This is a genomic window from Pseudomonas putida, assembly GCF_001941965.1.
Classification (GTDB): Bacteria; Pseudomonadota; Gammaproteobacteria; order Pseudomonadales; family Pseudomonadaceae; genus Aquipseudomonas; species Aquipseudomonas putida_L.
In genome coordinates, this window is record NZ_MKZO01000025.1 from 16,928 (window position 1) to 41,868 (window position 24,941).

Genomic DNA, 24,941 nt, shown 5'->3' on the forward strand with positions numbered 1-24,941 from the left:
GGATCGGGTGCAAAGAAGAAAATCGCTATCGATCCCATAATATTCATAAATTTGTTCCATAAAGGTTGCCGTTTTAGTCTTTGCCTATCGTCGGTCGCAGCACAGGGCCGGTCTGCTGAGGAAAAAGGAGAAAGCAGCAATGTCGAACCAAGGTAAGTGCCCGTTCCACAATACATCCGGCAGTGGTACCAGCAACCGCGACTGGTGGCCGAATCAACTGCGTGTGGACCTGCTCAACCAGCACTCGGATCGTTCGAATCCGCTCGGGGAACAATTCAACTACCGCGAAGAGTTCAAGAAGCTCGACTACTCCGCGCTCAAAGCCGATCTGAAGAAGCTCCTGACCGATTCCCAGGACTGGTGGCCGGCTGACTGGGGCAGCTACGGCGGCCTGTTCATCCGCATGGCCTGGCACAGCGCCGGTACCTACCGCACCGTGGACGGCCGTGGTGGCGCCGGTCGTGGCCAGCAACGCTTCGCGCCGCTGAACTCCTGGCCGGACAACGTCAGCCTGGACAAGGCCCGTCGCCTGCTGTGGCCGATCAAGCAGAAGTACGGCCAGAAGATCTCCTGGGCCGACCTGATCATCCTCGCCGGCAACGTCTCCCTGGAGGCCTCGGGCTTCCGCACCTTCGGCTTCGGTGCCGGGCGTGAAGACGTCTGGGAACCGGATTACGACGTCAACTGGGGCGACGAGAAAGCCTGGCTGACCCACCGCAACCCGGAAACCCTGGCCAAGAATCCGCTGTCGGCCACCGAAATGGGCCTGATCTACGTGAACCCCGAAGGCCCGAACGCCAGTGGTGACCCGGCCTCCGCTGCGGCAGCCATTCGCGCCACCTTCGGCAACATGGCCATGGACGACGAGGAAATCGTCGCCCTGATCGCTGGCGGTCACACCCTCGGCAAGACCCACGGCGCCTCTGCGGCCAGCCATGTCGGTGTCGATCCGGAAGCTGGCGGTATTGAGTCCCAGGGCCTTGGTTGGGCCAGTGGCTATGAAAGCGGCGTCGGCGCCCACGCCATCACTTCCGGCCTGGAAGTGATCTGGTCGCAGACCCCGACCCAGTGGAGCAACAACTTCTTCGAAAACCTGTTCAAGTTCGAATGGACCCAGACCCGCAGCCCGGCCGGTGCCATCCAGTTCGAAGCGCTTGACGCCCCGGAGATCATGCCTGACCCGTTCGACCCGTCGAAAAAGCGCCGGCCGACCATGCTGGTGACCGACCTGACCATGCGCTTCGACCCGGGCTTCGAGAAGATTTCCCGTCGTTTCCTCAACGACCCGCAGGCCTTCAGCGAAGCCTTCGCCCGTGCCTGGTTCAAGCTGACCCACCGCGACATGGGCCCGGTGGCTCGCTACCTCGGTCCGGAAGTGCCGCGTGAAGAACTGATCTGGCAAGACCCGCTGCCCAAGGCGGTGCACAACCCGAGCGCGGCGGACATCGCCGACCTCAAGGCGAAGATCGCCCAGGCCGGCCTGTCGGTGGGTGAACTGGTCTCGGTGGCCTGGGCTTCGGCCTCGACTTTCCGCGGCGGTGACAAGCGTGGTGGCGCCAACGGTGCCCGCCTGGCCCTGGCGCCGCAGAAGGACTGGGCGGTCAACCAGATCGCCGCCGGTACCCTGGATCGCCTGAAAGCGGTACAGCAGGCATCGGGCAAGGCCTCGCTGGCTGACGTCATCGTGCTGGCCGGTGTGGTCGGTGTCGAGCAGGCGGCGAAGGCAGCGGGTGTCAGCGTCCAGGTGCCGTTCGCACCGGGCCGTGTCGATGCGCGTCAGGACCAGACCGACGTCGAGTCCTTCGAATTCCTCGAACCGCTGGCCGATGGTTTCCGCAACTACCGTGCAAGCAGCAGCGCCGCGACCACCGAATCGCTGCTGGTGGACCGTGCGCAACTGCTGACCCTGACCGCGCCGGAACTGACTGCGCTGGTGGGTGGCCTGCGGGTACTGGGCACCAACTTCGATGGCAGCCAGCACGGTGTGTTCACGGATCGGGTCGGTGAGCTGAGCAACGACTTCTTCGTCAACCTGCTGGACATGAACACTGTCTGGAAAGCGGCGGACGAGACCACCGAAGTCTTCGAAGGCCGTGACCGCAAAACCGGTGAAGTGAAATACACCGCGACCCGCAACGACCTGGTGTTCGGTTCCAACTCGATCCTGCGGGCTTACGCCGAGGTCTATGCCAGCAGCGACGCCAAGGAGAAGTTCGCCAAGGACTTCGTCGCGGCCTGGACCAAGGTCATGAACCTGGACCGTTTCGACCTCGCTTGAGGTGATGTGCTGAGGTAAACCAAGGCCCGGTGAAGTTCTGCTTCACCGGGCCTTTTTTCGTCCGTGCTTCCGGCTACAATGCCGCCCCCTCGAACCCCTTTGAACGTCCAGGTGCTCATGTCCGGCAATGCCCTCTACACCGACCTGTCGGGCTACTACGACCTGATGTGCGCCGATATCGACTATCGCGCGCAAAGCCACTGCGTGCATCGTCTGCAGCAGTTGTTCGGCAATGGCGGCCAGCGCCACCTCGACCTCGCCTGCGGGACCGGGCCGCATGTCCGCCACTTCATCGATGCGGGTTATCAAAGTGCTGGTCTGGATATCAACCAGCCGATGCTCGACAAGGCGGCGTTGCGCTGCCCCGAGGCGCAGTTCGCGCTGGGTGACATGTGCGGTTTCAGCGTGGCGGAGCCGGTGGACCTGATTACCTGTTTCCTCTATTCGGTGCACTACAGCGGTTCTGTTGAACGGCTCAAGGCCTGTATCGCCAGCGTGCATGGGGCGTTGGAGGAGGGTGGGGTGTTCTGTTTCAACAGCGTGGACCGGCGGCGGATCGACAATGGTTCGTTCGTGTCTCACACCGCGATGCTGGATGATGCGCACTTCACTTTCCGCTCGGCCTGGAATTATCCGGGGGAGGGTGAGCGCCAAGCGTTGCGACTGTACATCGAGCGCACGTTGGCGGGGGAGACGCAGGTCTGGAATGACGAGCACCCGATGGTGGCGGTGACATTCGATGAGCTGCGGGAGCTGCTGGCGCCGTATTTCGACGTGCATGTGCTGGAGCATGACTACGAGAAGCTGGCGCCGTGGGATGGCGTCTCCGGGAATGGTTTGTTCGCCTGCGTAAAGCGCTGAAATCAGCGGCACGACACGATTCTGCAAGAAAGCAGGCCCGCACCCTAGTGTGTCGTGGCATGCTCGACCTTGCCGCGCAACGCGGAATAGACAGGTCATTCGATTTACCTTCAAAAGGAACTGAAGATGCAAAACCCCAACCGCCGCTGGATTGCGACCAGTGCTTCCGTCGTTCTGGGCCTGGCCTTGCTCACTGCAATCCTCGGCAGTTTCTACACCGTGGACGAAAAGGAGCGCGGGGTCGTCCTGCGCAACGGCGCCTTCATCGAAGTGGCGGAGCCGGGCCTGCACTGGAAGATCCCGTTCATCGACACGGTGAAGGAGATCTCCATCCAGAACCAGGCGTCCAAGTGGGAAGGTCTGCAGGCCTACAGCCGTGACCAGCAGGCTGCGCAACTGGTGGTGTCGGTCTCCTGGCATGTCACCCCGGGCGAGGTGGCGGATGTCTACAAGGGTTACAGCGACCTCGACGGCCTGCTGTCCCGCGCCATTGCCCGGCAGGTGCCGACCCAGGTGGAAAACGTGTTCGGCCAGTACACGGCGGTCAATGCGGTGCAGAAGCGTGGTGAGCTGGTGGCGGCGATGTCCCAGGCGATCAAGGCGAGTGTCACCGGCCCGGTGGTGATCGACAGCGTCCAGGTGGAGAACATCGACTTCAGCGATGCCTATGAAAAGTCCATCGAAGAGCGCATGAAGGCCGAGGTCGCGGTGAAAACCCGCGAGCAGCAACTGGAGACCGAGAAGATCCAGGCGCAGATCAGCGTCACCCAGGCCCAGGCTCAAGCGGATGCCGCATTGGCCAAGGCCAAGGCCGAAGCCCAGGCCATCGAACTGCGCGGTAATGCCGAGGCGGCGGCGATCGAGGTGCGGGCGAAAGCGCTGGCCAGCAACCAGAACCTGGTCGAGCTGACCAAGGCCGAGCGCTGGGACGGCAAGCTGCCGACCACCGTGCTGCCGGGTGGGACCATGCCGTTTATTGATGCCAGGAAGTGAGGCTGTAACACCCGAGTCAGCCACAGGGTTTGTGTTCGGCGCGGACCCTGTGGGAGCTGGCTTGCCAGCGATGAGGCCCTCAAATTCCTGGATAACTTTCAGGCACTCTACTGACCCGGGCGAGTGCTATCGCAGTAGTTTCCCGGCCCCCATCGCCGCTATTGCCAGCCCCAGTTCCAGCTCTGGCAGGTGTTCCCGAAAATGCTGTTCCAACTGGGGCGCCCAACCCGCAACTTCCTCGATAATCGCCTCCGCCTCGGCCTCACTCAAACCGAAATGTTCCACCTGGCTCAGAAGGTTGCGCTTCGACAGTTCATGTCCATACCGACCTATAGCCATGGCCAGCCTGTTGGGTGCCTGACCCTCGGTAGTCGGCACCACGTCATACATGGGTGAAAGACGCCATCCGCCGTTGCGCAACAGCACCGCGGTATTCTTCGGATGATCATCATCATTGCCGACGAGAATGTTGAAGCAGATGCGTTTGAACAGTTCCTGCCGATCCTCCGCCGGGACATCGCGCCTGCCCATTTCGTCTGCCAGATAACCGTAATGCCATTCCCGGGCCCAAGCACCGGGTGAGTTCCAATCGCTGTCGAGCAAGGTCAGTCCGCTGAGCATCGGGACGCGATGGAAAGGCCCATCCGCTGTGGCCGCCCGGTCAAAGCGCTCCACCAGCAGCGTATTCACCCGGCCACGGTGCAGTTGTACTCCAGCGGTAGTCAGGCCCTTTGCCGCAGCGAAGGACATGCAGGCGTATTCCAGGGCGGGAATATCGTAGAGATCATGACGATCCCTGGGTTTGGCGAGTATCAGCCGTCCCTCGTGGATCAAGGTGCATTTGGGGCGAGCCCCACCGAGCGATGAGCGCTGTTGCAGGGTCGCTTTAGTGGCTCGGTCTGCATCCGGTGGAAATCCTCCCTGTACGCCGTCGGCGAACTGGATGAACTCATCGAGCTGGGTGATAGTGCCCAGCCCGGCCTGGCCTACGCCTTGCGGTGGTGTTCGACCGGTGCCAGCCATCAGGTTGCCGGTACGGTCATGGTTGGGAGATTTCAGCAGGAAGCCCACGGCATCGAGTTCACCGCCGAATTCCCGGGAAGCCAGTCGCTCGCCCCAGCCGTCAGGGGCGGAGTCACGAATGAAGCCGGGAACACCACGGTTTTTGGTGATGCGAACGTAGGGCGCCGAGCGCAGCGGATACCTGACCGGATCGGGTACCCAACCACCGGCTTCGACCCAGGCGGGGCTGTAGACGAACTGGCCTACGCCATTGTTGACGTCCAGCCGACCCAGTGTGGTGACCTCATCCGAATTGGGTACTTGCATGTAGATATAGACGGACGCCATCAGAAGTCATCCTCCGAGAATTTGCGCAGCCGAACCCGGTGTTCCGTCACTCGCGGCGCCACGACGGGAACGCCGGGATCCTGGAACGCGTCGTCCAGCAGACCAAGGTGCCACAGGGCAGTCATGTAGCTGCGCATTTCTACATTCGGGGCGCCGGATTCGATCTTGCCCAAGGTTGCTGTCGACAGACCGGTTTGAGCCGCCAGGTCCTTTTGCCGGATTTTCCTTTCAAGGCGCCGGGTTTTGACCAACAGGCCTATTTTCTCTAGCCTGTCTGCGCAGGCGAGCGGGAAAATGGTCATCATAAGAGCTCTTTTAGCATGGCTTAATCAATTTAAGGCTGACTATAGCAGCTCTTACAAAATGGTTTTTTGGCGGCTGTCACAGGTGATGCGGCGCACGCGGTCCCTGTGGGAGCTGGCTTGTCGGACCGCCGAACCGCAGCGATTACGATGGTGGGCTCACTACCGCAATCGCTGGCAAGCCAGCTCCCACAGGGTCCGCGCAATGCCCTCACCCTATAGCTGACGTCAAAACCGCAAAACCCGCCCCACCCACCCGCGCCACCGTGTTTCCCGCAGCTCAGGCCCCACCTCATCCACCACCACCGGCATATCCCGCAACCTCACCCAAGGCTCGCTCTGCCAATACAACAAACTCACCACCCGCTCCCCACCCCAACGCATCTGCCCCAACCTCGGTCCATCATCCCCAGCCGCTCCCTGCCCATCCCGCAACACCGCCACCACCTCATGGGTCAGCCAATGCCGCAACGACCGGTTCTCCGGCACATAGTGATGTGCCAACAACGTATAGGCCCCGGACTCACTAACCATCAGCGCCTCCACCTCCCGGCCGTAGCGCAGCAGCTTCAGGGTGCGCCACTGATCCGGATCGAGCCGGCCGATACAGCGCTCATCCACGAAGCGCCCCATCAGGCGACCGAGTTCGCGGGCGCAGAACCAGGCCTGGGATTCGAGCCAGAGGGTGTGGAGAGGGCGGTTGTGGCGGGTGAAGAGGGTTGGTTCGTAGAGGGTGGTCATGATCGGCCTGCCAGTAATGGAAGAGCCGTTTCTGTCGGGAACGGATTGCCGCCGCGTGAGCGTTCTTAGGCGCTGAGGACCAAAGCTAGAAAAGCAAAACCAAACAGTCAACCTGCCGAGGGCCTTTTGAAACACAAAGTAAAAAGGCTGCCCGAAGGCAGCCTTTTCCATAGAGCAGTGTGGTGCAAGCCCATCAATCCCAGCTCAACGCCCCACCCGTCTGATACTCGATCACTCGCGTTTCGAAGAAGTTCTTTTCCTTCTTCAAGTCCATGATCTCGCTCATCCAAGGGAACGGGTTGGTAGTCCCTGGATACTCTTCTTTCAGACCAATCTGCGACAGACGACGGTTGGCGATGAACTTGAGGTAATCCTCCATCATCGCTGCGTTCATGCCCAGCACGCCGCGCGGCATGGTGTCACGGGCGTATTCGATCTCCAGCTGGGTGCCCTGCAGGATCATCTGCGTGGCTTCTTCCTTCATCTCGGCATCCCACAGGTGCGGGTTTTCGATCTTGATCTGGTTGATCACGTCGATACCGAAGTTCAGGTGCATGGATTCGTCACGCAAGATGTACTGGAACTGCTCGGCCACGCCCGTCATCTTGTTGCGGCGACCCATGGAGAGGATCTGGGTGAAGCCGCAGTAGAAGAAGATGCCTTCCAAGACGCAGTAGTAGGCGATCAGGTTGCGCAGCAGTTCCTTGTCAGTCTCGACGGTGCCGGTGTCGAATTCCGGGTCGGAGATCGCGCGGGTGTAGCGCAGGCCCCAGGCGGCCTTTTTCGCGACCGACGGGATCTCGTGGTACATGTTGAAGATCTCGCCTTCATCCATGCCCAGCGATTCGATGCAGTACTGGTAGGCGTGGGTGTGGATCGCTTCCTCGAAGGCCTGGCGCAGGATGTACTGGCGGCACTCGGGGTTGGTGATCAGGCGGTACACGGCCAGCGCGAGGTTGTTGGCAACCAGGGAGTCGGCGGTGGAGAAGAAACCAAGGTTGCGCATGACGATGCGACGCTCGTCGTCGGTCAGGCCTTCCGGGCTTTTCCACAGGGCGATGTCCGCGGTCATGTTGACCTCTTGCGGCATCCAGTGGTTTGCGCAACCGTCCAGGTACTTCTGCCAGGCCCAGTCGTACTTGAACGGGACCAGCTGGTTGAGGTCGGCGCGGCAGTTGATCATGCGCTTTTCGTCAACCGCGACACGGGCAGCGGAGCCTTCCAGCTCGGCCAGGCCTTCGGCGATGTCCAGTTCGTCCAGGGCCGCCTTGGCGCGCATCACTGCAGCCGAGTCGTTGGAGGTGACGGCGCGGGCTTCGAGGGCGGCAGCACCGCCGGCGCTGTCCAGCTTGTCGATGCCGGCAGCGGCGGACTGGCCGGCAGCGCCGGTCTTGGCGACGGCTTCGCCGTCTTCTTTGTCGAATTCGTCCCAGCTCAGCATGATGGGTCTCCTGCTTGAGGGCCATGTTGAAAAGTATGGCCGGTGGATCTTGGTTGCGTTGCTTGCGTCGGGGTACAGCAGTGCACGCAGAATCTGAGTGCCGAAGCGCTGGCTTCGGTCTTGTTGTGTCTGGCCTGGTACGGCAACGAGGCGCCCCGCAGGACGCCTCGGATCACCTTACTGGCAGGCTTCGCAGTCCGGCTCGTCGATCGCGCAGGCCTTAGGCACTGGCGCTGGAGCCGGTTCTGCGGCCGGTGCGGCCTTGGCCTGGACCGGGGCGCTGCTGTCGCCACCACTGGACACGGCGTTGAGCTTGCCGGTGGTGATGGTCGACTTCTCGGTGCTGGTCGCGGCCAGGGCACGGAGGTAGTAGGTGGTCTTCAGACCACGGTACCAGGCCATGCGGTAGGTCACGTCGAGCTTCTTGCCCGAAGCGCCGGCGATGTACAGGTTCAGCGACTGCGCCTGGTCGATCCACTTCTGGCGACGGCTGGCAGCGTCGACGATCCACTTGGTTTCCACTTCGAACGCCGTGGCGTACAGGTCTTTCAGCTCTTGCGGGATACGCTCGATCTGCTGCACGGAACCGTCGTAGTACTTCAGGTCGTTGATCATGACCGAGTCCCACAGGCCGCGGGCCTTCAGGTCACGGACCAGGTACGGGTTGATCACGGTGAATTCGCCGGACAGGTTCGATTTCACGTACAGGTTCTGGTAGGTCGGCTCGATGGACTGCGACACGCCGGTGATGTTGGCGATGGTCGCGGTCGGCGCAATGGCCATGATGTTCGAGTTGCGGATACCTTTCTGGACGCGCTCGCGGACCGGTGCCCAGTCCAGGGTCTCGTCCAGGTTGACGTCGATGTATTTGGCGCCACGGGCTTCGATCAGGATCTGTTGCGAGTCCAGCGGCAGGATGCCCTTGGACCACAGCGAACCCTGGAAGGTCTCGTAGGCGCCGCGCTCGTCGGCCAGGTCACAGGAGGCCTGGATGGCGAAGTAGCTGACCGCTTCCATGGAACGGTCGGCGAACTCGACGGCGGCGTCGGAACCGTAGGCGATGTGCTGCAGGTACAGCGCGTCCTGGAAGCCCATGATGCCCAGGCCGACCGGACGGTGCTTCATGTTCGAGTTGCGCGCCTGCGGCACGGAGTAGTAGTTGATGTCGATCACGTTATCCAGCATGCGCACGGCGGTGTGCACGGTGCGTTGCAGCTTGGCGTGGTCGAGCTTGCCGTCGACGATGTGGTTCGGCAGGTTGATCGAGCCCAGGTTGCAGACCGCGATCTCGTCCTTGTTGGTGTTCAGGGTGATCTCGGTGCACAGGTTCGAGCTGTGGACCACGCCCACGTGCTGCTGCGGGCTGCGCAGGTTGCACGGATCCTTGAAGGTCAGCCATGGGTGGCCGGTCTCGAACAGCATCGAGAGCATCTTGCGCCACAGGTCCTTGGCCTGGAGGGTCTTGAACACCTTGATCTTGTTGTACTCGGTCAGGGCTTCGTAGTACTCGTAGCGCTCTTCGAAGGCCTTGCCGGTCAGGTCGTGCAGGTCCGGCACTTCCGATGGCGAGAACAGGGTCCACTTGCCGTCTTCGAAGACGCGCTTCATGAACAGGTCAGGGATCCAGTTGGCGGTGTTCATGTCGTGGGTACGACGACGATCGTCACCGGTGTTCTTGCGCAGCTCGATGAATTCTTCGATGTCGAGGTGCCAGGTTTCCAGGTAGGCGCAGACCGCGCCCTTGCGCTTGCCACCCTGGTTGACCGCGACGGCGGTGTCGTTGACCACTTTCAGGAACGGCACGACGCCTTGCGACTTGCCGTTGGTGCCCTTGATGTAGGAGCCCAGGGCACGGACCGGGGTCCAGTCGTTGCCCAGGCCACCGGCGAATTTCGACAGCATGGCGTTGTCGTGGATCGCGTGGTAGATGCCCGACAGGTCGTCCGGAACGGTGGTCAGGTAGCAGCTCGACAGCTGTGGACGCAGGGTACCGGCGTTGAACAGGGTCGGGGTCGAGGCCATGTAGTCGAAGGACGACAGCAGGTTGTAGAACTCGATCGCACGGGCTTCACGGTCTTTCTCGCCCAGGGCCAGGCCCATGGCGACGCGCATGAAGAACACCTGCGGCAGTTCGAAGCGCACGCCATCCTTGTGGATGAAGTAGCGGTCGTAGAGGGTCTGCAGGCCCAGGTAGGTGAACTGCTGGTCGCGCTCGTGGTTGATCGCCTGGCCCATGCGGTCCAGGTCGAAGCCGGCCAGGGCCGGGTCGAGCAGTTCGAATTCCACGCCCTTGGCGATGTAGGCCGGCAGTGCCTTGGCGTACAGGTCGGCCATTTCGTGGTGGGTGGCGCTGTCGGTGACTTCGAGGAAGCCCAGGGCTTCAGCGCGCAGGGTGTCCATCAGCAGGCGGGCGGTGACGAACGAGTAGTTCGGCTCGCGCTCGACCAGGGTACGGGCGGTCATCACCAGGGCGGTGTTGACGTCCTTGATGGCCACGCCGTCGTAGAGGTTCTTCAGGGTTTCGCGCTGGATCAGGTCGCCATCGACTTCGGCCAGGCCTTCGCAGGCCTCGGAGATGATGGTGTTCAGGCGGTTCATGTCCAGCGGCGCGAGGCTGCCGTCGGCCAGGGTGATGCGGATGCTCGGGTGCGGCTGCACGGCGGCGTCGCCATTGTTGCCACGGGTGGCACGCTCGCGGGAACGCTGCTCGCGGTAGATCACGTAGTCACGGGCGACTTTCTGCTCGCCGGCACGCATCAGGGCCAGTTCGACCTGGTCCTGGATCTCTTCGATATGGATGGTGCCGCCGGACGGCATGCGGCGCTTGAAGGTGGCGGTGACCTGTTCGGTCAGGCGCGCGACGGTGTCGTGGATGCGCGACGAGGCGGCAGCGGTGCCGCCCTCAACTGCGAGGAACGCTTTGGTGATGGCTACGGTGATCTTGTCGTCGGTGTACGGAACGACAGTGCCGTTACGCTTGATCACGCGCAGTTGGCCAGGGGCGGTCGCTGCCAGATCCTGAGTCGAATCGGCGGCCTGCGGCGCCTTGGCCTGCGGGTTCTCGCGAGTTGTGTCGGTGTGCATGGGTGTCTCCACGTTCTCTATGTTTGTTCAGGCGCCTTTTGGGCGCCCACCGTTCCATCCAAAGGTCCGACAGGCACCTGGCGCAGGCGTGGCTCGAAAGCACTCGCGCCGCGGCAGGGCGTGTACCCGACTTCGGGACGGATCAGGAAAAAGGGGCATTCGCATGCCGCTCCCTGGCCGAAGTCAAAAGTCCTGGGTCGAAAACCCAAAATCTGTTGCTGTGCGGATGCGCGGCACTGGCCTGCTGCATCCATACCCGGAACAAGGCCCCCCGAGGGCTTGCAACGGTCGCCTCCGCAGGAGCGGTTTGGCTGCTGGATTCACTTAAAGTTCAAGCAAAAAAAACAGCCGCTGAAGGGCTTGAGTTCGCTGCTTGACTTGTGCTTGGGATTTTGATGAAAACCCAAGATGTAGTGTTTTGTTGTGCGTGAGATACAAGATAATGCGGTATCGGGCCTATTGCAAGGCGACGATCTGTGGATAACTTGTGAGTAGATTGTGTGTGAATCGGGACAACTGGCTGTAGGCCCCGTCCTATCAAGAGCGCGCCGCCTGTCATCCTTTTTTCATGTAGGAAAAGGCGACTGAGAGATTTTGGCGGGCGCGAACCCTATCACAAAAAGCGCGCCTTGCCGCCGCGTCTGGCAGGCAATTTGCCTTACCCGGTCGGGCGGTTGGCAGTACCCGGGGCGCCACGTAGTATCCGTGGCCGATGTTGCCCTTTGGCGACACTATTCCAATAACAACGACGCAGGAGTGGGGCCGTGGAGCAGCGAAGCTGTCAGGTATTGATCGTCGAGGATGACCAGCGGCTCGCCGAACTGACCCGCGAATACCTCCAGGCCAACGGCTTCAGCGTCGAGGTCGAAGGCGATGGCGCCAAGGCTGCGGCGCGCATCATCAATGAACAGCCGGACCTGGTGATCCTCGACCTGATGCTCCCCGGCGAAGACGGCCTGAGCATCTGCCGCAAGGTACGCCAGCGCTACCCCGGGCCGATCCTCATGCTCACCGCGCGCAGCGACGACCTCGACCAGGTCCAGGGCCTGGATCTGGGCGCCGACGACTATGTGTGCAAGCCGGTGCGCCCGCGCCTGCTGCTGGCGCGGATCAACGCCCTGTTGCGCCGGGCCGAGCCGCCAGCGGTCGAGGAAGAGGTGCGCAGCGTGCAGTTCGGCCCGCTGCGGGTCGACAACACCCTGCGCGAGGCCTGGCTGGACGAGGCCGGCATCGAGCTCACCGGCGCCGAGTTCGACCTGCTCTGGCTGCTGATCAGCAATGCCGGACGCATCCTCTCCCGGGAAGAGATCTTCACCTCCCTGCGCGGCGTCGGCTATGACGGCCAGGACCGCTCCATCGACGTGCGCATCTCGCGTATCCGTCCGAAGATCGGCGACGACCCGATCCATCCCCGCATGATCAAGACCATCCGCAGCAAGGGCTACCTGTTCGTCCGCGAGGCCGCCGAGGCCCTGGGCAGCAAGGCATGAACTCGATCTTCCTGCGCATCTATGGCGGCATGCTCGGCGTCCTGGTACTGGTGGCGGTGCTCGGCACCCTGAGCCTGCACCTGCTTAACGAAGTGCGCGCCGGGCAGTACCGCGAGCGCCTGGCGCACGGTACCTTCACCCTGATGGCCGACAACCTGGCGCGGATGAACGGCGTCGAGCGCACCCGCGCCCTGGCCTTGTGGGAGCGCTTGCTGGGTATTCCGCTGAATGTACAAAGCAGCACCGACGCCCACCTCGACGGCGGCCAGCGTACCCGCCTGCAACGCGGCCAGGTGCTGGTCGAGCACCTCGGTCCGCATCAGGCGCGGATCGTCGCCCAGCTCAAGAACCGTGACCTGGTGCTGACCGGCGAAGTGCAGCAGATCAGCGAGCAGCTGGCCCGGGCCACCATCTACCTGCTGGTGGACGAGCTGGTGCGGTATCCCGTGGCCGAGCAGGGCCGGCGCCTGGCGGAGCTGAAAGAGAGCAAGGGCTTCGGCTTCGACCTGCGCCTGCTGGCGCAGAACGATGCCGATATGGATGACGATCAGCGCCGTCGGGTCGAGGAGGGCGACACGGTGATGGCCCTGGGCAAGGACGGTGACTCGATCCGTGTCTTCGCCGGCATCGCCGGCACGCCCTGGGTCCTGGAAATCGGCCCGCTGTACCAGATGAACCCCTATCCGCCGCAGTTGCTGATCCTGATCGCCGCCCTTGGCCTGAGCCTGATCGGCCTGGTGGTCTACCTGCTGGTGCGCCAGCTGGAGCGGCGCCTGTCCCAGGTCGAGGTGGCCGCCACCCAGATCGCCCAAGGCAGCCTCGACACCCGGGTGGTCGCCGAGGGCGCCGACTCGGTGGGGCGCCTGGCCGAGGCCTTCAATGGCATGGCCGAGCACCTGCAACGCTCGCTGACCATCCAGCGCGAACTGGTCCGTGCGGTGTCCCATGAGCTGCGCACCCCGGTGGCGCGCCTGCGCTTCGGCCTGGAGATGATCGCCAGTGCCAGCACCGAGCAGGCCCGGGACAAGCACCTGGCCGGGATGGACAGCGATATCCAGGACCTCGACAAGCTGGTCGACGAGATGCTGATGTACGCCCGCCTCGAACAGGGCGCGCCGGCCCTGCATTTTCAGCGGGTCGACCTGGATGCGCTGCTTGACCAGGTGATTGCCGAGCTGGCGCCGCTGCGCCGTGAAGTGCAGGTGTTGCGCGGGGTGTCCCAGGGCGGCGGCGAGGGCGCCTGGGTCGAGGCCGAGCCGCGCTATCTGCACCGCGCTTTGCAGAACCTGGTGAGCAATGCCATGCGCCATGCCGAGTCGCAGGTGACCCTTAGCTATCAACTGGGCCTGCAGCGTTGCCGGATCGATGTCGAGGATGATGGCCCCGGGGTTCCGGAAAGCGCCTGGGACCGGATCTTCACGCCCTTTACCCGGCTCGACGACAGCCGTACCCGCTCGTCCGGCGGGCATGGGCTGGGGCTGTCGATCGTGCGGCGGATCATCTACTGGCACAACGGCCGGGCGCTGGTGGGCCAGAGCCAGCGGCTCGGCGGCGCCTGTTTCAGCCTGAGCTGGCCGCGGGAGCAGCAGGGGCCGGGCGGGGAATAGCGTTCAGACCGCGATCAGGCTGAGCAGGTGATCGCCCATCAGGCAGAACTGGCCTTCCAGCTCGCGGCCGTGGTGCCACTCTGGCGACAGGTCGGTGAGCAGGCGCAGGCGCGCGGTGCCGTCGTCGGACCATTCCAGCACTTCGGCGTGTTCGAAGTAGAAGCGCTTGAGCACCAGCGGGTAGAGGGCCTTGAACAGGCTTTCCTTGAGGGAGAAGGTCAGGGTCACGGCCAGGCTGCGGCGAGCCGGGTCGAGGCGCTGGAGTTCGGCTTCGGTGAGGATTTCGCCGGCCAGGCGTGCGGCGCGGTCGTCGTCGAGCAGGGTTTCCTGATCGAGACCGAGGCCCTGGCAGTCGTTCTTGTAGGCAACTACCGCAGCTGCCCAGCCCTTGCCGTGGGTGATGGAGCCGGCGATATCGGCTGGCCAGACGGGGGCTCGGTCATCGCCGGTGGCGGGGACGTAGAGGCGGCCATCCAGGTGTTGCAGGGCGGCGCGGGCGCAGGCGCGGCCGGCGAGGTATTCGGCCTGGCGCTTGGCCACCGAGCGTTGCAGGGCGGGTGTCTGTTCGATGGCGGCGCGCTGAAAATCGTCGGCGCGCAGGGCGGCCGGGTCGAAGGTGCAACTGACCAGCTGCGCGCCGGGGACCGGGCGGGGCAGGGGCCAGTGATGCTGGAGCGGGGAGCAGCAGGTGGGGAGTCGGTTCATGGCGGGTATTGTGCCGTGGGCCATGCTGGCTGGATAGGCTGGCAGAGAACCCTGTGGGAGCTGGCTTGCCAGCGATAGGGCCCGACCTGACACCGATGTTGTCATTGATGGCCTCATCGCTGGCAAGCCAGCTCCCACAGGTCTTGTTGTGTACCCGGAGTCAGAAGATCTTCTTGAAGAACGCCTGCAGATCCGCCCACGAGCTCTCGTCCGCCGCCTTGTTGTAGCCAATATCCGGCCCACCATGCTCGCCATGGCTCAAGCGATCGGCATCCGGATTGGTAAAGCCATGCTTGGCCCCCTGGATGCTGACGAACTCATAGGTCGCCCCGGCCGCATCCATCTCCTTCTTGAAGTCCAGCACCTGCTCCGGCGTGACCATGCTGTCCGCCGCGCCATGTTCCACCAGGATCTTCGTCTTCACGCTACCGGGCGTCGCCGGCGTGCTGGTCACCAGCGCGCCATGGAAGCTGGCAACGCCCGCCAGCGATTCCCCACGCCGCGCCGCATCCAGCACCACCTTGCCGCCGAAGCAGTAACCGATGGCTGCGATCCGTTCCTTGTCCGTCTGCGGTTGCAGCTTGAGCAGTGCCACGCCGGCATCGAAGCGCTTGGCTGCCGCGGCCGGATCCTTCAGCGCCGCCTGCATGAAGCTCATGGCATCCGCCGGGTGCTCGGTGTTCTTGCCGTCGCCATACATATCGATGGCCAGGGCGCTGTAGCCCATGGCCGCGAGGTCGCGGGCGCGGCGCTTGGCGTAGTCGTTCAGGCCCCACCATTCATGCACCACCACCACGCCCGGCACCGGGCCCTTCACCGCATCGTCGTAGGCGTAGTAGCCGACCAGGCGCTTGCCGTCGGCGTCCTGATAAGGAATTTCACGGGTCTGCACGGCGGCCTGGGCCAGTCCGGCGGCGCCCAGCAGGGCGGCAGCAAGCATCAAACGCATGATCGGTACTCCTGTTCTCTAAATCATGAAGAAGCGAAAACTCGTTCAGCCCAGGTTCAGGCGGGGTTCAGCCGCGGTTCAGGGCCGGCTTCGTACTCTAGCGCCCATACCCCAACCGCGCATCACCGTGGAGAACATCATCATGAAAAGCATCAACACCCTGCTGGCCGCGCTGACCGTCCTCGGCGCAAGCATGAGCGTCCAGGCCGACGATACCTTCGGCGGCCTCACCTACGGCCAGACCAGCGACAAGGTCCGCAAGTCCAGCGGCCTGGAGCAGAACCTCGGCAACCAGAACACCGACGGCATCATCGGCAAGGACGATACCTGGGGCATCCGCCTCGGCCGGATCAACGACGAGGGCCGCTACTACGCCACCTACGACAACGTTTCCGGCACCCACAACGGCCTGAAGCTGCGTCAGGAAAACCTCCTCGGCAGCTACGACCTGTTCTACCCCGTGGGCAGCACCACCAAGCTGTTCGGCGGTGCCAGCGCCGGCCTGACCAAGCTGACCCAGGACTCGCCAGGCGCCAGCCGCGATAGCGACATCGGCTATGCGGTCGGCCTGCAGGGCGGCGTGCTCCAGCAAGTCACCGACAATGCCTCGGTGGAGCTGGGCTACCGCTACCTGCGCAGCAACGCCAGCACCGACCTGGGCGAGCGCGGCGACAGCAAGCTCGGCGCCCTGCGCCTGACCAGCAGCGCGCAGACCTACCTGTCGGCCAACTACAAATTCTGAGCCACAGTTGCCTGAACCGGCCCCTAGGAACGGGCCGGTTCGCTGCTATTCTGCGCGTCACGCACTACCCAGGAGCGATGCCAATGAAATTGCTGGTGGTCGAGGATGAAGCTCTGTTGCGCCACCACCTCTACAGCCGTCTGAGCGAAGGCGGCCATGTGGTCGAGGCCGTGGGCGATGCCGAGGAGGCGTTGTACCAGGCCGAACAGTTCAACCACGACCTGGCCATCGTCGACCTCGGCCTGCCGGGCATGAGCGGCCTGGAACTGATCGGCCGCCTGCGCGCCCTCGACAAGACCTTCCCGATCCTGATCCTCACCGCCCGCGGCAACTGGCAGGACAAGGTCGAGGGCCTGGCCGCCGGGGCCGATGATTACCTGGTCAAGCCGTTCCAGTTCGAAGAGCTGGAAGCCCGCCTGAATGCCCTGTTGCGCCGCTCCAGCGGTTTCACCCAGGCGACCATCACCGCCGGCCCCCTGCGCCTGGACCTGAACCGCAAGCAGGCGGTGCTGGACGAGCAACCCCTGGCGCTGACCGCCTACGAATACCGCATCCTCGAATACCTGATGCGCCATCACCAGCAGGTGGTGGCCAAGGAGCGGTTGATGGAGCAGCTTTACCCCAACGACGACGAACGCGATCCCAATGTCATCGAAGTGCTGGTCGGCCGCCTGCGGCGCAAGCTCGAGGGCGACTGCGGCTTCAAGCCGATCGACACCGTGCGCGGCCTCGGCTACCTGTTCACCGAGCGCTGCCGATGATCCGCTCCCTGCGGGTACGCCTGATGCTGGCGGCGGCGCTGCTGGCGCTGCTGTTCATGCTGGCGCTGCTGCCGGCCTTGCAGAAGACCTTCAGCCTGGCCCTGCAGGAGTCCATCGAACAGCGCCTGGCCTCGGACGTGACCACCCTGATTTCCGCCGCCCGGGTGGAGAACAACCGGCTGATGATGCCGGTGCTGCTGCCGGACGAACGCTTCAACCTGCCGGACAGCCGCCTGCTCGGCTACATCTATGACCGCGACGGCCGCCTGGTCTGGCGCTCGCGGGCCACCGCCAACGAGAACATCAACTACCAGCCGCGCTATGACGGGCGTGGCAACGAGTTCGCACGGATCCACCAGGACGATGGCGAGGAGTTCTTCGTCTATGACGTCGAGGTCAAGCTGCTCGGTGGCAAGAATGCGGCCTACAGCATCGTCGCCCTGCAGCCGGTGCGCGAATACCGGGAAACCCTGAATGGCCTGCGCGAGAAGCTTTATCTCGGTTTCGGTGCAGCGCTGCTGGTCCTGATGCTGCTGCTCTGGGCCGGGCTGACCTGGGGCCTGCGCTCGCTGCGGCGGATGACCGTGGAGCTGGACGAAATCGAGTCCGGCGCCCGTGAAGGCCTCAGCGGCGAGCATCCCCGCGAGCTGCTGCGCCTGACCCGCTCTCTCAACCGCCTGCTGCGCAGCGAGCGCGAGCAGCGCGGGCGCTACCGCGACTCCCTGGGCGACCTGGCCCATAGCCTGAAAACCCCGCTGGCGGTGTTGCAGGGCGTCAGCGAAGGCATGGCCCAACGGCCTGCGGACCGTGAGCAGGCGCGGGTCCTGCAAAGCCAGATCGAGCGCATGAGCCAGCAGATCGATTACCAGTTGCAGCGCGCCAGCCTGCGCAAAAGCGGCCTGGTGCGCCATCAGGTGCAGTTGCGGCCGCTGCTGGAGAGCCTGTGCGGCACCCTGGCCAAGGTCTATCGCGACAAGCAGGTCGAGGTCGCCTTCGACCTGGCCGACGATGCCCGGGTGCCGATGGAGCGGGGCGCCCTGATGGAATTGCTCGGCAACCTGCTGGAAAACGCCTGGCGCCTGTGCCTGGGCCAGGTGCGCATCAGCCTGCACGAGACGGAGGGCGCGCTCGAGTTGTGTATCGAGGACGACGGCCCCGGCGTGCCGCCTGACCAGCGCGAGCGCATCCTCCAGCGCGGGGAGCGCCTCGACCGCCAGTACCCGGGGCAGGGCATCGGCCTGGCGGTGGCCAAGGACATCATCGACAGCTATGACGCGCGCCTGACCCTCGACGATTCACCGCTGGGCGGCGCCGCGTTCCGCATCCGCTTCACCGCCGACTGACGGCTAATTCCCTGCGTTTCGTAGGCGGATATCCGCCAACCTGGGCTGGCGAAATTCCGCCCCGGGCGGAAATCCGCCAACCCTGATCTTCAAGCGTGCCACCTGATTGTGCGAGAAAACCCCGTAAACACGGGGTCTGCACCGCGAAAGCGCAAATTGGCATCGGGCTTGCTATGAACCTCGCAGAGTTCTGCCACGCAGCTCGACACAACAAATCCCTCCAGTGCAGGAGGGTTCGCGATTCAGGTGCCACGCGTCCTGGGAAGGACCGGCCGGTACCCTTGAGGAACATAGCCATGACGACAGCCCGTCAGCCACTGTACAAATCGCTGTATATCCAGGTGTTGGTAGCGATCACCATCGGTATCCTGCTCGGCCACTACCTTCCTGAAACCGGTGTCGCCCTCAAGCCGTTGGGTGATGGTTTCGTCAAACTGATCAAGATGGTCATCGCCCCCATCATCTTCTGTACGGTGGTGAGTGGTATCGCCGGCATGCAGAGCATGAAGTCGGTAGGCAAGACCGGCGGCTACGCGCTGCTCTACTTCGAAATCGTCTCCACCATCGCCCTGATCATCGGCCTGGTTGTCGTCAACGTGGTCAAGCCGGGCGCCGGCATGCACATCGACGTGTCCACCCTGAACGCCAGCAGCGTGGCCGCCTACGCCGCCGCCGGTGCGCAGCAGACCACCATCGGCTTCCTGTTGAACATCATCCCGGCCACCGTGGTCGGTGCCTTCGCCAACGGCGACATCCTGCAAGTGCTGATGTTCTCGGTGATCTTCGGCTTCGCCCTGCATCGCCTGGGTTCCTACGGCAAGCCGCTGCTGGAAATGATCGACCGCTTCGCTCATGTCATGTTCAACATCATCAACATGATCATGAAGCTGGCCCCGATCGGTGCCTTCGGTGCCATGGCCTTCACCATCGGCCAGTACGGCGTGGGTTCGCTGGTGCAGCTGGGCTACCTGATGGCCTGCTTCTACATCACCTGCGTGCTGTTCATCCTGGTCATCCTCGGCGGTATCGCCCGTGCCCACGGCTTCAGCGTCCTGAAACTGATCCGCTACATCCGTGAAGAACTGATGATCGTGCTGGGTACTTCCTCCTCGGAATCCGCCCTGCCACGCATGCTGACCAAGATGGAGCGCCTGGGTGCGAAGAAATCCGTGGTTGGCCTGGTGATCCCGACCGGCTACTCGTTCAACCTCGACGGTACCTCGATCTACCTGACCATGGCCGCGGTGTTCATCGCCCAGGCCACCGACACCACCATGGACATCACCCACCAGATCACCCTGCTGCTGGTGCTGCTGGTTGCCTCCAAAGGTGCTGCGGGCGTTACCGGTTCGGGCTTCATCGTCCTGGCGGCCACCCTGTCGGCCGTAGGTCACCTGCCGGTTGCCGGCCTGGCCCTGATCCTCGGTATCGACCGCTTCATGTCCGAGGCTCGCGCCCTGACCAACCTGATCGGCAACGCCGTAGCGACCGTGGTCGTGGCCAAGTGGGTCAAGGAACTGGACGAAGACAAGCTGCACAAGGAACTGGATTCCGGTGGTTCGCCGCTGGTTGAAAGCCGTCCGGTCGACGACCTGGGCGTGGCTGAAGGTCCTGCTGTTCGCTAAGCGAATCGCGTGATGCAAAAAAAGCCCATCTTCGGATGGGCTTTTTCATTTGTGTTGTCCTCCAGGGCCTCATCGCTGGCAAGCCAGCTCCCACAGGTTTTGTGTGCACCGCGAACCCTGTGGGAGCTGGCTTGCCAGCGATAGGGCCCTCATTCCATCCGAACCTCTCCAGTGAACACGAGCGTCTGCCGGCACCGCCGACACAAATACCGCCTACCCTTGCGCACCAGCCCATGCCGCTGCGCCGAAAACGGAAAATCACTCCCCGCACACGGGCACCGGTAGATATACCGGGTCACCGTGCGCCGCTGCACCTCATAGTTGTGGCAACGATTCGGCGGCAGCTCATACACCCCGCGCATGATCAGTTGCCATTCCTCGCCATGGGGCTGGATACGGTCACCGAACAATTGATGGGCCACCAGGTGTGCGACCTCGTGGGCCACGGTCTGGCGCAGGAAGTCCTCGCTGTTCTCGCGGTACAGTTGCAGGTTGAAGCGCAGCAGGTTCTCGTGCAGGTGAGCGACACCGGCTTTCTGCCCGCGCAGCTTGAAGCTGACCTCGGGGCGCTGGAAGGGGCGTTTGAAAAAGGTTTCGGCTTGCTTGTAGCAATCTTCGACGCGGGTTCTGAGCAGCTCTGGCATGCGTGACGGTACTCCTGAGGCGGCCGATTATGCCGCAAACCCGGTCTGCACACGAAATCGGGCCGCCCGAAGGCGGCCCGAGGTGTTGCCCCTATGCTGGCATCTTTTCTAGTTGGTGTAGACGGGCCCCACGCCCAGTCCCCAGGTGATCACGGTAAAGGCCATGATGGCGACCAGCACCACCAGCCCCACTGCCAGCACCGAGCTGGAGAACAGGAAGCCTTCGTCCGACGGAATGTTCATGAAGGTCGGTAGCCCGACATACAGCAGGTACACCGTGTAGCAGATGGCCGCCGTGCCGACGATCATCCCCAGCCACAGGTGCGGATACAGCGCCGCAAGGCCGCCGATGAACAGCGGGGTGGCGGTGTAGGTGGCGAAGGCGATGCACTGCGCCAGGCTCGGGTTGGCATCGTAGGTGCGCGCCATCCAGTGGATGAAGGCGCCCATCACCGCAACGCCGGCGAGCATGGCGATGTACGACATGATGGTCATCCACAGGGCGCTGTCCATGGTCAGCATGACCGGGGCGCGCTCGCCGATGACCCAGCCGACCTGGGTGGTGCCGATAAACGCCGATACGGCGGGGATCGCCGCCAGTATCAGGGTGTGGGTGAGGTACATGTGGCTGATGGTTTCTTCTTCGCCACGGATTTCCCGCCATTCCTGGTCAGGATGGGTGAACAGACCAACAACGTGATGGATCATGCCAATCACTCCTACGCCGTTTCCAATCGCCCCCCAGTGGAGCGCTCGCTAGCCCGCAAGGCACGGGCCGGACAGGACAGGCCGCTATTGTTGCGGTCTTATGTCGCAGTATAGGAAGGCGTTCGCTGCACAAATCCGCTTTTTTAGAGCAAATCGCGCTCTCAGCGGGCTGCTTCATTTCCTTGCAGTCTTTATCGGATGGGTCTGTGTCGCGCGGCGGTTTGTGCGTAAAATACGCGCCTTTTGTCACACCTCGCGGATTCAAGCGCCATGGGCACCCTTTCGGTCAATCAGAACAAGCTGCAAAAACGCCTGCGCCGTCTCGCCGGCGAAGCCATCACCGACTACAACATGATCGAGGATGGCGACAAGGTCATGGTCTGCCTGTCCGGCGGCAAGGACAGCTACACCATGCTCGACGTTCTGCTGCACCTGCAGAAAGTGGCGCCGATCAAGTTCGAGATCGTCGCGGTGAACATGGACCAGAAGCAGCCCGGCTTCCCCGAGGAGATCCTCCCGGCCTACCTGAAGACCCTCGGCATCGAGTACCACATCGTCGAGAAGGACACCTACTCGGTGGTCAAGGAGCTGGTCCCGGAAGGCAAGACCACCTGCTCGCTGTGCTCGCGCCTGCGCCGTGGCACCCTGTACACCTTCGCCGACGAGATCGGCGCGACCAAGATGGCCCTCGGTCACCACCGCGACGACATCGTCGAGACCTTCTTCCTCAACATGTTCTTCAACGGCACCATGAAGGCCATGCCGCCGAAGCTGCGTGCCGACGACGGCCGCAACGTGGTAATCCGCCCGCTGGCCTACTGCTCGGAGAAGGACATCCAGGCCTACTCGGACATGAAGGAATTCCCGATCATCCCGTGCAACCTCTGCGGCTCCCAGGAAAACCTGCAGCGCCAGGTGGTCAAGGACATGCTGGTGGAGTGGGAGCGCAAGATGCCGGGGCGTACCGACAGCATCTTCCGCAGCCTGCAGAATGTGGTGCCCTCGCAACTGGCCGACCGCAACCTGTTCGACTTCACCAGCCTGCGCATCGACGAGAACGCCACCCCGCGTTTCCTCGACGTGCTGAACATCTGACCCATGCGCGACTACCAGTGGCTGCATGAGTACTGCCTGAACCGCTTCGGCTCCGCGGCCGCGCTGGAGGCCTACCTGCCGCAGCCGAAGAGCCCGGCGCAACTGCGCGCGATCAGTGATGACCGCTACCTCTCGACCCTGGCCCTGCGCGTATTCCGCGCCGGGCTCAAGCACAGCCTGGTGGACGCCAAGTGGCCGGCGTTCGAGCAGGTGTTCTTCGGCTTCGACCCGGAGAAGGTGGTGCTGATGGGCGCCGAGCATCTGGAGCGGCTGATGCAGGACACCCGCCTGATCCGCCACCTGGGCAAGCTCAAGAGCGTGCCGCGCAATGCGCAGATGGTGCTGGATGTACAGAAGGAGAAGGGCAGCTTCGCGGCGCTGATCGCCGACTGGCCGGTGACCGATATCACCGGGCTGTGGAAGTACCTGGCCAGGCATGGCAATCAGCTGGGCGGGTTGTCGGCGCCGCGGTTCCTGCGGATGGTGGGCAAGGATACGTTCATTCCGACCGATGACATGATGGCGGCGTTGATTGCCCAGGAAGTGATCGACAAGAAGCCGACCAGTCTGAAGGACCTGGCCTTGGTGCAGGCTGCTTTCAATCAGTGGCATGCCGAGAGTGGGCGGCCGCTGTGCCAGTTGTCGGTGATGCTGGCGCATACCGTCAATCATTGATGGTGTTCTTCCGGGCCTCATCGCTGGCAAGCCAGCTCCCACAGGTTTTGCGGTGCACGCGATCCCTGTGGGAGCTGGCTTGCCAGCGATGAGGCCCTCAAGTCAAACCGACCCTTCCCCTGCCAACCTGCGATCCAGCTGAAACCGCCAGCGGATATACAGCAGTGCACTGACGAACAACGTCAGGCTGATCACCACCTCCAGCCAGCCAAACAGCGCCCGCGCCGGGTCGAACGCCGCTTCCACCCCGGTGATGAAGTACAGGTTGAGCACGAAGCACATCCACGCATGGGCCCGGGCACTGCCGCCGATCATCCCCGGCGCCACCAGCGCCAGCGGCAGCAGTTGCACGCCGAGGATCACCCAGCTGCGCGCGCCGTGCAGGTCGGTAAAGAACAGCGTATTCACCACCACCAGCACCACCAGGCTGGCAAAGGCCGCCAGGCTCAGGGCCCGGGTCAGGCGCACCCGGGGTTCCAGCCATTGCATCGGCGGCAGGATCTTCGGCTTTTTAGCCACGCCCGTTCTCCAGCTGTTTCGCGGTGCTCGCCAGACGCTGGCCGAGTGCCCGGCACAGGGCGATCTCGTCGGCATCCAGGTCGCGCTTGCCATCGGCCCCGGCATGGTGGCTGGCGCCATAGGGCGTGCCACCGCCACGGGTTTCGATCAGCGCCGACTCACTGTAGGGCAGGCCCATGATCAGCATGCCGTGGTGCATCAGCGGCAGCAGCATCGACAGCAGGGTCGATTCCTGGCCGCCATGCAGGCTGGCGGTGGAGGTGAACACCGCCGCCGGCTTGCCCACCAGGCCGCCGCTCAGCCACAGGCTGCTGGTGCCGTCGATGAAGTACTTGAGCGGCGCGGCCATGTTGCCGAAGCGGGTTGGGCTGCCCAGGGCCAGGCCGGCGCAGTTGCGCAGGTCGTCGAGAGTGGCGTACAGGGCGCCGGTCTCGGGGATCGACGGGGCCACCGCTTCGCATTCGGTGGAGATCGCCGGCACGGTGCGCAGGCGCGCTTCCAGGCCGGCCAGTTCGACGCCACGGGCAATCTGCCGGGCCATTTCGCTGGTGGAGCCGTGGCGGCTGTAATAGAGAATCAGGATGTACGGCTGGCTCACGGCAGGATCTCCAGCACTTTCTCCGGCGGACGGCCGATCACCGCCTTGTCGCCGGCCACCAGGATCGGCCGTTCGATCAGCTTGGGATGCTCGGCCATGGCAGCGATCAACTGTTCGTCGCTCAGGGCCGGGTTGGCCAGGTCGAGGTTCTTGTATTCGTCTTCGCCCGTGCGCAGCAGTTGGCGTGCGCCGATACCCAGCTTGCCGAGCAGGGCCTTGAGGGTCGCCGCGTCCGGCGGGGTTTCCAGGTAGCGCACCACGGTGGGGGTGAGGCCGCGCTCTTCGAGCAGCTCAAGCGCGCCACGGGATTTGGAGCAGCGCGGGTTGTGGTAAAGCGTCAGGTCGGTCATGTCAGGGTCGCATCCGGCTGTGAGTGGCGGGTATTCTAACCGCAGCAAACCGGCATTTTGCCTGAATCTTGAAGAAGGAT

Annotated in this window: 23 protein-coding genes; 11 read left to right on the plus strand and 12 right to left on the minus strand. The window is 63.4% G+C overall.

The features are described 5' to 3' along the window. The first annotated feature begins 139 nt into the window (after positions 1–139). The 3 genes from katG to PSEMO_RS14430 all read left to right on the plus strand — a co-directional run bounded on the left by katG (position 140) and on the right by PSEMO_RS14430 (position 4,132). Complete coding sequence (katG, locus tag PSEMO_RS14420; protein WP_075803672.1) at positions 140–2,278, plus strand: catalase/peroxidase HPI; 2,139 nt, start codon at positions 140–142, stop codon at positions 2,276–2,278. Between the two features lie 117 nt (positions 2,279–2,395). Further along, entirely contained in the window at positions 2,396–3,139 is a 744-nt protein-coding gene (locus PSEMO_RS14425; RefSeq protein ID WP_075803978.1) for a class I SAM-dependent DNA methyltransferase, read from the plus strand. A gap of 126 nt (positions 3,140–3,265) precedes the next feature. Then, entirely contained in the window at positions 3,266–4,132 is an 867-nt protein-coding gene (locus PSEMO_RS14430) for a prohibitin family protein (RefSeq protein ID WP_075803673.1), read from the plus strand. 126 nt (positions 4,133–4,258) lie between these two features. Here PSEMO_RS14430 and PSEMO_RS14435 read toward each other — a convergent pair whose 3' ends face one another. From PSEMO_RS14435 to PSEMO_RS14455, 5 genes are all read right to left on the minus strand, one after another. Further along, positions 4,259–5,482: a type II toxin-antitoxin system HipA family toxin gene (locus tag PSEMO_RS14435; protein ID WP_075803674.1), complete on the minus strand. Its 1,224-nt coding sequence runs from the start codon at positions 5,480–5,482 to the stop codon at positions 4,259–4,261. Then, positions 5,482–5,787, minus strand: coding sequence for a helix-turn-helix domain-containing protein (locus PSEMO_RS14440; RefSeq protein WP_256721140.1), 306 nt, complete (start codon positions 5,785–5,787; stop codon positions 5,482–5,484). Before PSEMO_RS14440 ends, PSEMO_RS14435 begins: the two co-directional genes overlap by 1 nt. A 225-nt stretch (positions 5,788–6,012) precedes the next feature. Further along, on the minus strand, positions 6,013–6,525 hold the full coding sequence (locus PSEMO_RS14445) for a BRO-N domain-containing protein (RefSeq protein WP_075803980.1): 513 nt from the start codon (positions 6,523–6,525) through the stop codon (positions 6,013–6,015). Between the two features lie 193 nt (positions 6,526–6,718). After that, entirely contained in the window at positions 6,719–7,966 is a 1,248-nt protein-coding gene (locus tag PSEMO_RS14450; RefSeq protein ID WP_075803675.1) for a ribonucleotide-diphosphate reductase subunit beta, read from the minus strand. 177 nt (positions 7,967–8,143) lie between these two features. Continuing rightward, positions 8,144–11,050: a ribonucleoside-diphosphate reductase subunit alpha gene (locus PSEMO_RS14455; protein WP_075803676.1), complete on the minus strand. Its 2,907-nt coding sequence runs from the start codon at positions 11,048–11,050 to the stop codon at positions 8,144–8,146. Between the two features lie 764 nt (positions 11,051–11,814). On the opposite strand from PSEMO_RS14455, the gene PSEMO_RS14460 reads away from it, so the two are divergent. Further along, complete coding sequence (locus tag PSEMO_RS14460) at positions 11,815–12,540, plus strand: response regulator transcription factor (protein ID WP_075803677.1); 726 nt, start codon at positions 11,815–11,817, stop codon at positions 12,538–12,540. After that, positions 12,537–14,147: an ATP-binding protein gene (locus PSEMO_RS14465; RefSeq protein ID WP_075803678.1), complete on the plus strand. Its 1,611-nt coding sequence runs from the start codon at positions 12,537–12,539 to the stop codon at positions 14,145–14,147. Before PSEMO_RS14460 ends, PSEMO_RS14465 begins: the two co-directional genes overlap by 4 nt. Before the next feature lie 3 nt (positions 14,148–14,150). Here PSEMO_RS14465 and PSEMO_RS14470 read toward each other — a convergent pair whose 3' ends face one another. Together PSEMO_RS14470 and PSEMO_RS14475 are read right to left on the minus strand one after the other, a co-directional pair. After that, a complete protein-coding gene (locus PSEMO_RS14470) occupies positions 14,151–14,852 on the minus strand; it encodes a 4'-phosphopantetheinyl transferase family protein (RefSeq protein ID WP_075803679.1) in 702 nt (233 codons plus the stop codon). A gap of 160 nt (positions 14,853–15,012) precedes the next feature. Continuing rightward, complete coding sequence (locus PSEMO_RS14475) at positions 15,013–15,801, minus strand: dienelactone hydrolase family protein (protein ID WP_075803680.1); 789 nt, start codon at positions 15,799–15,801, stop codon at positions 15,013–15,015. Between the two features lie 142 nt (positions 15,802–15,943). Between PSEMO_RS14475 and PSEMO_RS14480 the strand changes: the two genes are divergently transcribed. The 4 genes from PSEMO_RS14480 to PSEMO_RS14495 all read left to right on the plus strand — a co-directional run bounded on the left by PSEMO_RS14480 (position 15,944) and on the right by PSEMO_RS14495 (position 20,272). Beyond that, positions 15,944–16,543, plus strand: coding sequence for an outer membrane protein (locus tag PSEMO_RS14480; protein ID WP_075803681.1), 600 nt, complete (start codon positions 15,944–15,946; stop codon positions 16,541–16,543). 83 nt (positions 16,544–16,626) lie between these two features. After that, a complete protein-coding gene (locus PSEMO_RS14485) occupies positions 16,627–17,304 on the plus strand; it encodes a response regulator transcription factor (protein ID WP_075803682.1) in 678 nt (225 codons plus the stop codon). Then, positions 17,301–18,647 carry an ATP-binding protein gene (locus PSEMO_RS14490; RefSeq protein WP_075803683.1) on the plus strand — a complete coding sequence of 449 codons (1,347 nt, stop codon included), beginning with the start codon at positions 17,301–17,303 and terminating at the stop codon, positions 18,645–18,647. The genes PSEMO_RS14485 and PSEMO_RS14490 overlap by 4 nt, the downstream gene beginning before the upstream one ends. Before the next feature lie 296 nt (positions 18,648–18,943). Further along, positions 18,944–20,272 (plus strand): dicarboxylate/amino acid:cation symporter, encoded by a 1,329-nt coding sequence (locus tag PSEMO_RS14495; RefSeq protein ID WP_075803684.1) that lies wholly within the window; start codon positions 18,944–18,946, stop codon positions 20,270–20,272. A gap of 149 nt (positions 20,273–20,421) precedes the next feature. Here the strand turns inward: PSEMO_RS14495 and PSEMO_RS14500 are convergent, their stop codons facing one another. After that, entirely contained in the window at positions 20,422–20,916 is a 495-nt protein-coding gene (locus PSEMO_RS14500; protein WP_075803685.1) for a SprT family zinc-dependent metalloprotease, read from the minus strand. A gap of 108 nt (positions 20,917–21,024) precedes the next feature. After that, complete coding sequence (locus PSEMO_RS14505) at positions 21,025–21,624, minus strand: Yip1 family protein (protein WP_075803686.1); 600 nt, start codon at positions 21,622–21,624, stop codon at positions 21,025–21,027. Between the two features lie 270 nt (positions 21,625–21,894). On the opposite strand from PSEMO_RS14505, the gene ttcA reads away from it, so the two are divergent. Both ttcA and PSEMO_RS14515 read left to right on the plus strand, forming a co-directional pair. Then, the gene (gene ttcA / locus PSEMO_RS14510; RefSeq protein ID WP_075803687.1) at positions 21,895–22,719 is read left to right on the plus strand and encodes a tRNA 2-thiocytidine(32) synthetase TtcA; all 825 of its coding nucleotides are present in this window, start codon (positions 21,895–21,897) and stop codon (positions 22,717–22,719) included. Positions 22,720–22,722: 3 nt separating this feature from the next. Next, a complete protein-coding gene (locus tag PSEMO_RS14515) occupies positions 22,723–23,394 on the plus strand; it encodes a DNA-3-methyladenine glycosylase I (protein WP_075803688.1) in 672 nt (223 codons plus the stop codon). A gap of 102 nt (positions 23,395–23,496) precedes the next feature. Here PSEMO_RS14515 and PSEMO_RS14520 read toward each other — a convergent pair whose 3' ends face one another. The 3 genes from PSEMO_RS14520 to arsC are packed head-to-tail and all read right to left on the minus strand — an operon-like array spanning position 23,497 to position 24,861. Then, a complete protein-coding gene (locus tag PSEMO_RS14520; protein ID WP_075803689.1) occupies positions 23,497–23,913 on the minus strand; it encodes a DUF2069 domain-containing protein in 417 nt (138 codons plus the stop codon). After that, positions 23,906–24,511: an NAD(P)H:quinone oxidoreductase gene (gene wrbA / locus PSEMO_RS14525; protein ID WP_075803690.1), complete on the minus strand. Its 606-nt coding sequence runs from the start codon at positions 24,509–24,511 to the stop codon at positions 23,906–23,908. The genes PSEMO_RS14520 and wrbA overlap by 8 nt, the downstream gene beginning before the upstream one ends. Beyond that, complete coding sequence (arsC, locus tag PSEMO_RS14530) at positions 24,508–24,861, minus strand: arsenate reductase (glutaredoxin) (RefSeq protein WP_075803691.1); 354 nt, start codon at positions 24,859–24,861, stop codon at positions 24,508–24,510. Before arsC ends, wrbA begins: the two co-directional genes overlap by 4 nt. Positions 24,862–24,941: the final 80 nt, after the last annotated feature.

Excerpts from the sequence above, each read along its gene's own strand:
- katG (WP_075803672.1), top strand. The coding sequence starts at position 140 with ATGTCGAACCAAGGTAAGTGCCCGTTCCACAATACATCCGGCAGTGGT.
- PSEMO_RS14425 (WP_075803978.1), top strand. The coding sequence starts at position 2,396 with ATGTCCGGCAATGCCCTCTACACCGACCTGTCGGGCTACTACGACCTG.
- PSEMO_RS14430 (WP_075803673.1), top strand. The coding sequence starts at position 3,266 with ATGCAAAACCCCAACCGCCGCTGGATTGCGACCAGTGCTTCCGTCGTT.
- PSEMO_RS14435 (WP_075803674.1), bottom strand. The coding sequence starts at position 5,482 with ATGGCGTCCGTCTATATCTACATGCAAGTACCCAATTCGGATGAGGTC.
- PSEMO_RS14440 (WP_256721140.1), bottom strand. The coding sequence starts at position 5,787 with ATGATGACCATTTTCCCGCTCGCCTGCGCAGACAGGCTAGAGAAAATA.
- PSEMO_RS14445 (WP_075803980.1), bottom strand. The coding sequence starts at position 6,525 with ATGACCACCCTCTACGAACCAACCCTCTTCACCCGCCACAACCGCCCT.
- PSEMO_RS14450 (WP_075803675.1), bottom strand. The coding sequence starts at position 7,966 with ATGCTGAGCTGGGACGAATTCGACAAAGAAGACGGCGAAGCCGTCGCC.
- PSEMO_RS14455 (WP_075803676.1), bottom strand. The coding sequence starts at position 11,050 with ATGCACACCGACACAACTCGCGAGAACCCGCAGGCCAAGGCGCCGCAG.
- PSEMO_RS14465 (WP_075803678.1), top strand. The coding sequence starts at position 12,537 with ATGAACTCGATCTTCCTGCGCATCTATGGCGGCATGCTCGGCGTCCTG.
- PSEMO_RS14470 (WP_075803679.1), bottom strand. The coding sequence starts at position 14,852 with ATGAACCGACTCCCCACCTGCTGCTCCCCGCTCCAGCATCACTGGCCC.
- PSEMO_RS14475 (WP_075803680.1), bottom strand. The coding sequence starts at position 15,801 with ATGCGTTTGATGCTTGCTGCCGCCCTGCTGGGCGCCGCCGGACTGGCC.
- PSEMO_RS14480 (WP_075803681.1), top strand. The coding sequence starts at position 15,944 with ATGAAAAGCATCAACACCCTGCTGGCCGCGCTGACCGTCCTCGGCGCA.
- PSEMO_RS14485 (WP_075803682.1), top strand. The coding sequence starts at position 16,627 with ATGAAATTGCTGGTGGTCGAGGATGAAGCTCTGTTGCGCCACCACCTC.
- PSEMO_RS14490 (WP_075803683.1), top strand. The coding sequence starts at position 17,301 with ATGATCCGCTCCCTGCGGGTACGCCTGATGCTGGCGGCGGCGCTGCTG.
- PSEMO_RS14495 (WP_075803684.1), top strand. The coding sequence starts at position 18,944 with ATGACGACAGCCCGTCAGCCACTGTACAAATCGCTGTATATCCAGGTG.
- PSEMO_RS14500 (WP_075803685.1), bottom strand. The coding sequence starts at position 20,916 with ATGCCAGAGCTGCTCAGAACCCGCGTCGAAGATTGCTACAAGCAAGCC.
- PSEMO_RS14505 (WP_075803686.1), bottom strand. The coding sequence starts at position 21,624 with ATGATCCATCACGTTGTTGGTCTGTTCACCCATCCTGACCAGGAATGG.
- ttcA (WP_075803687.1), top strand. The coding sequence starts at position 21,895 with ATGGGCACCCTTTCGGTCAATCAGAACAAGCTGCAAAAACGCCTGCGC.
- PSEMO_RS14515 (WP_075803688.1), top strand. The coding sequence starts at position 22,723 with ATGCGCGACTACCAGTGGCTGCATGAGTACTGCCTGAACCGCTTCGGC.
- arsC (WP_075803691.1), bottom strand. The coding sequence starts at position 24,861 with ATGACCGACCTGACGCTTTACCACAACCCGCGCTGCTCCAAATCCCGT.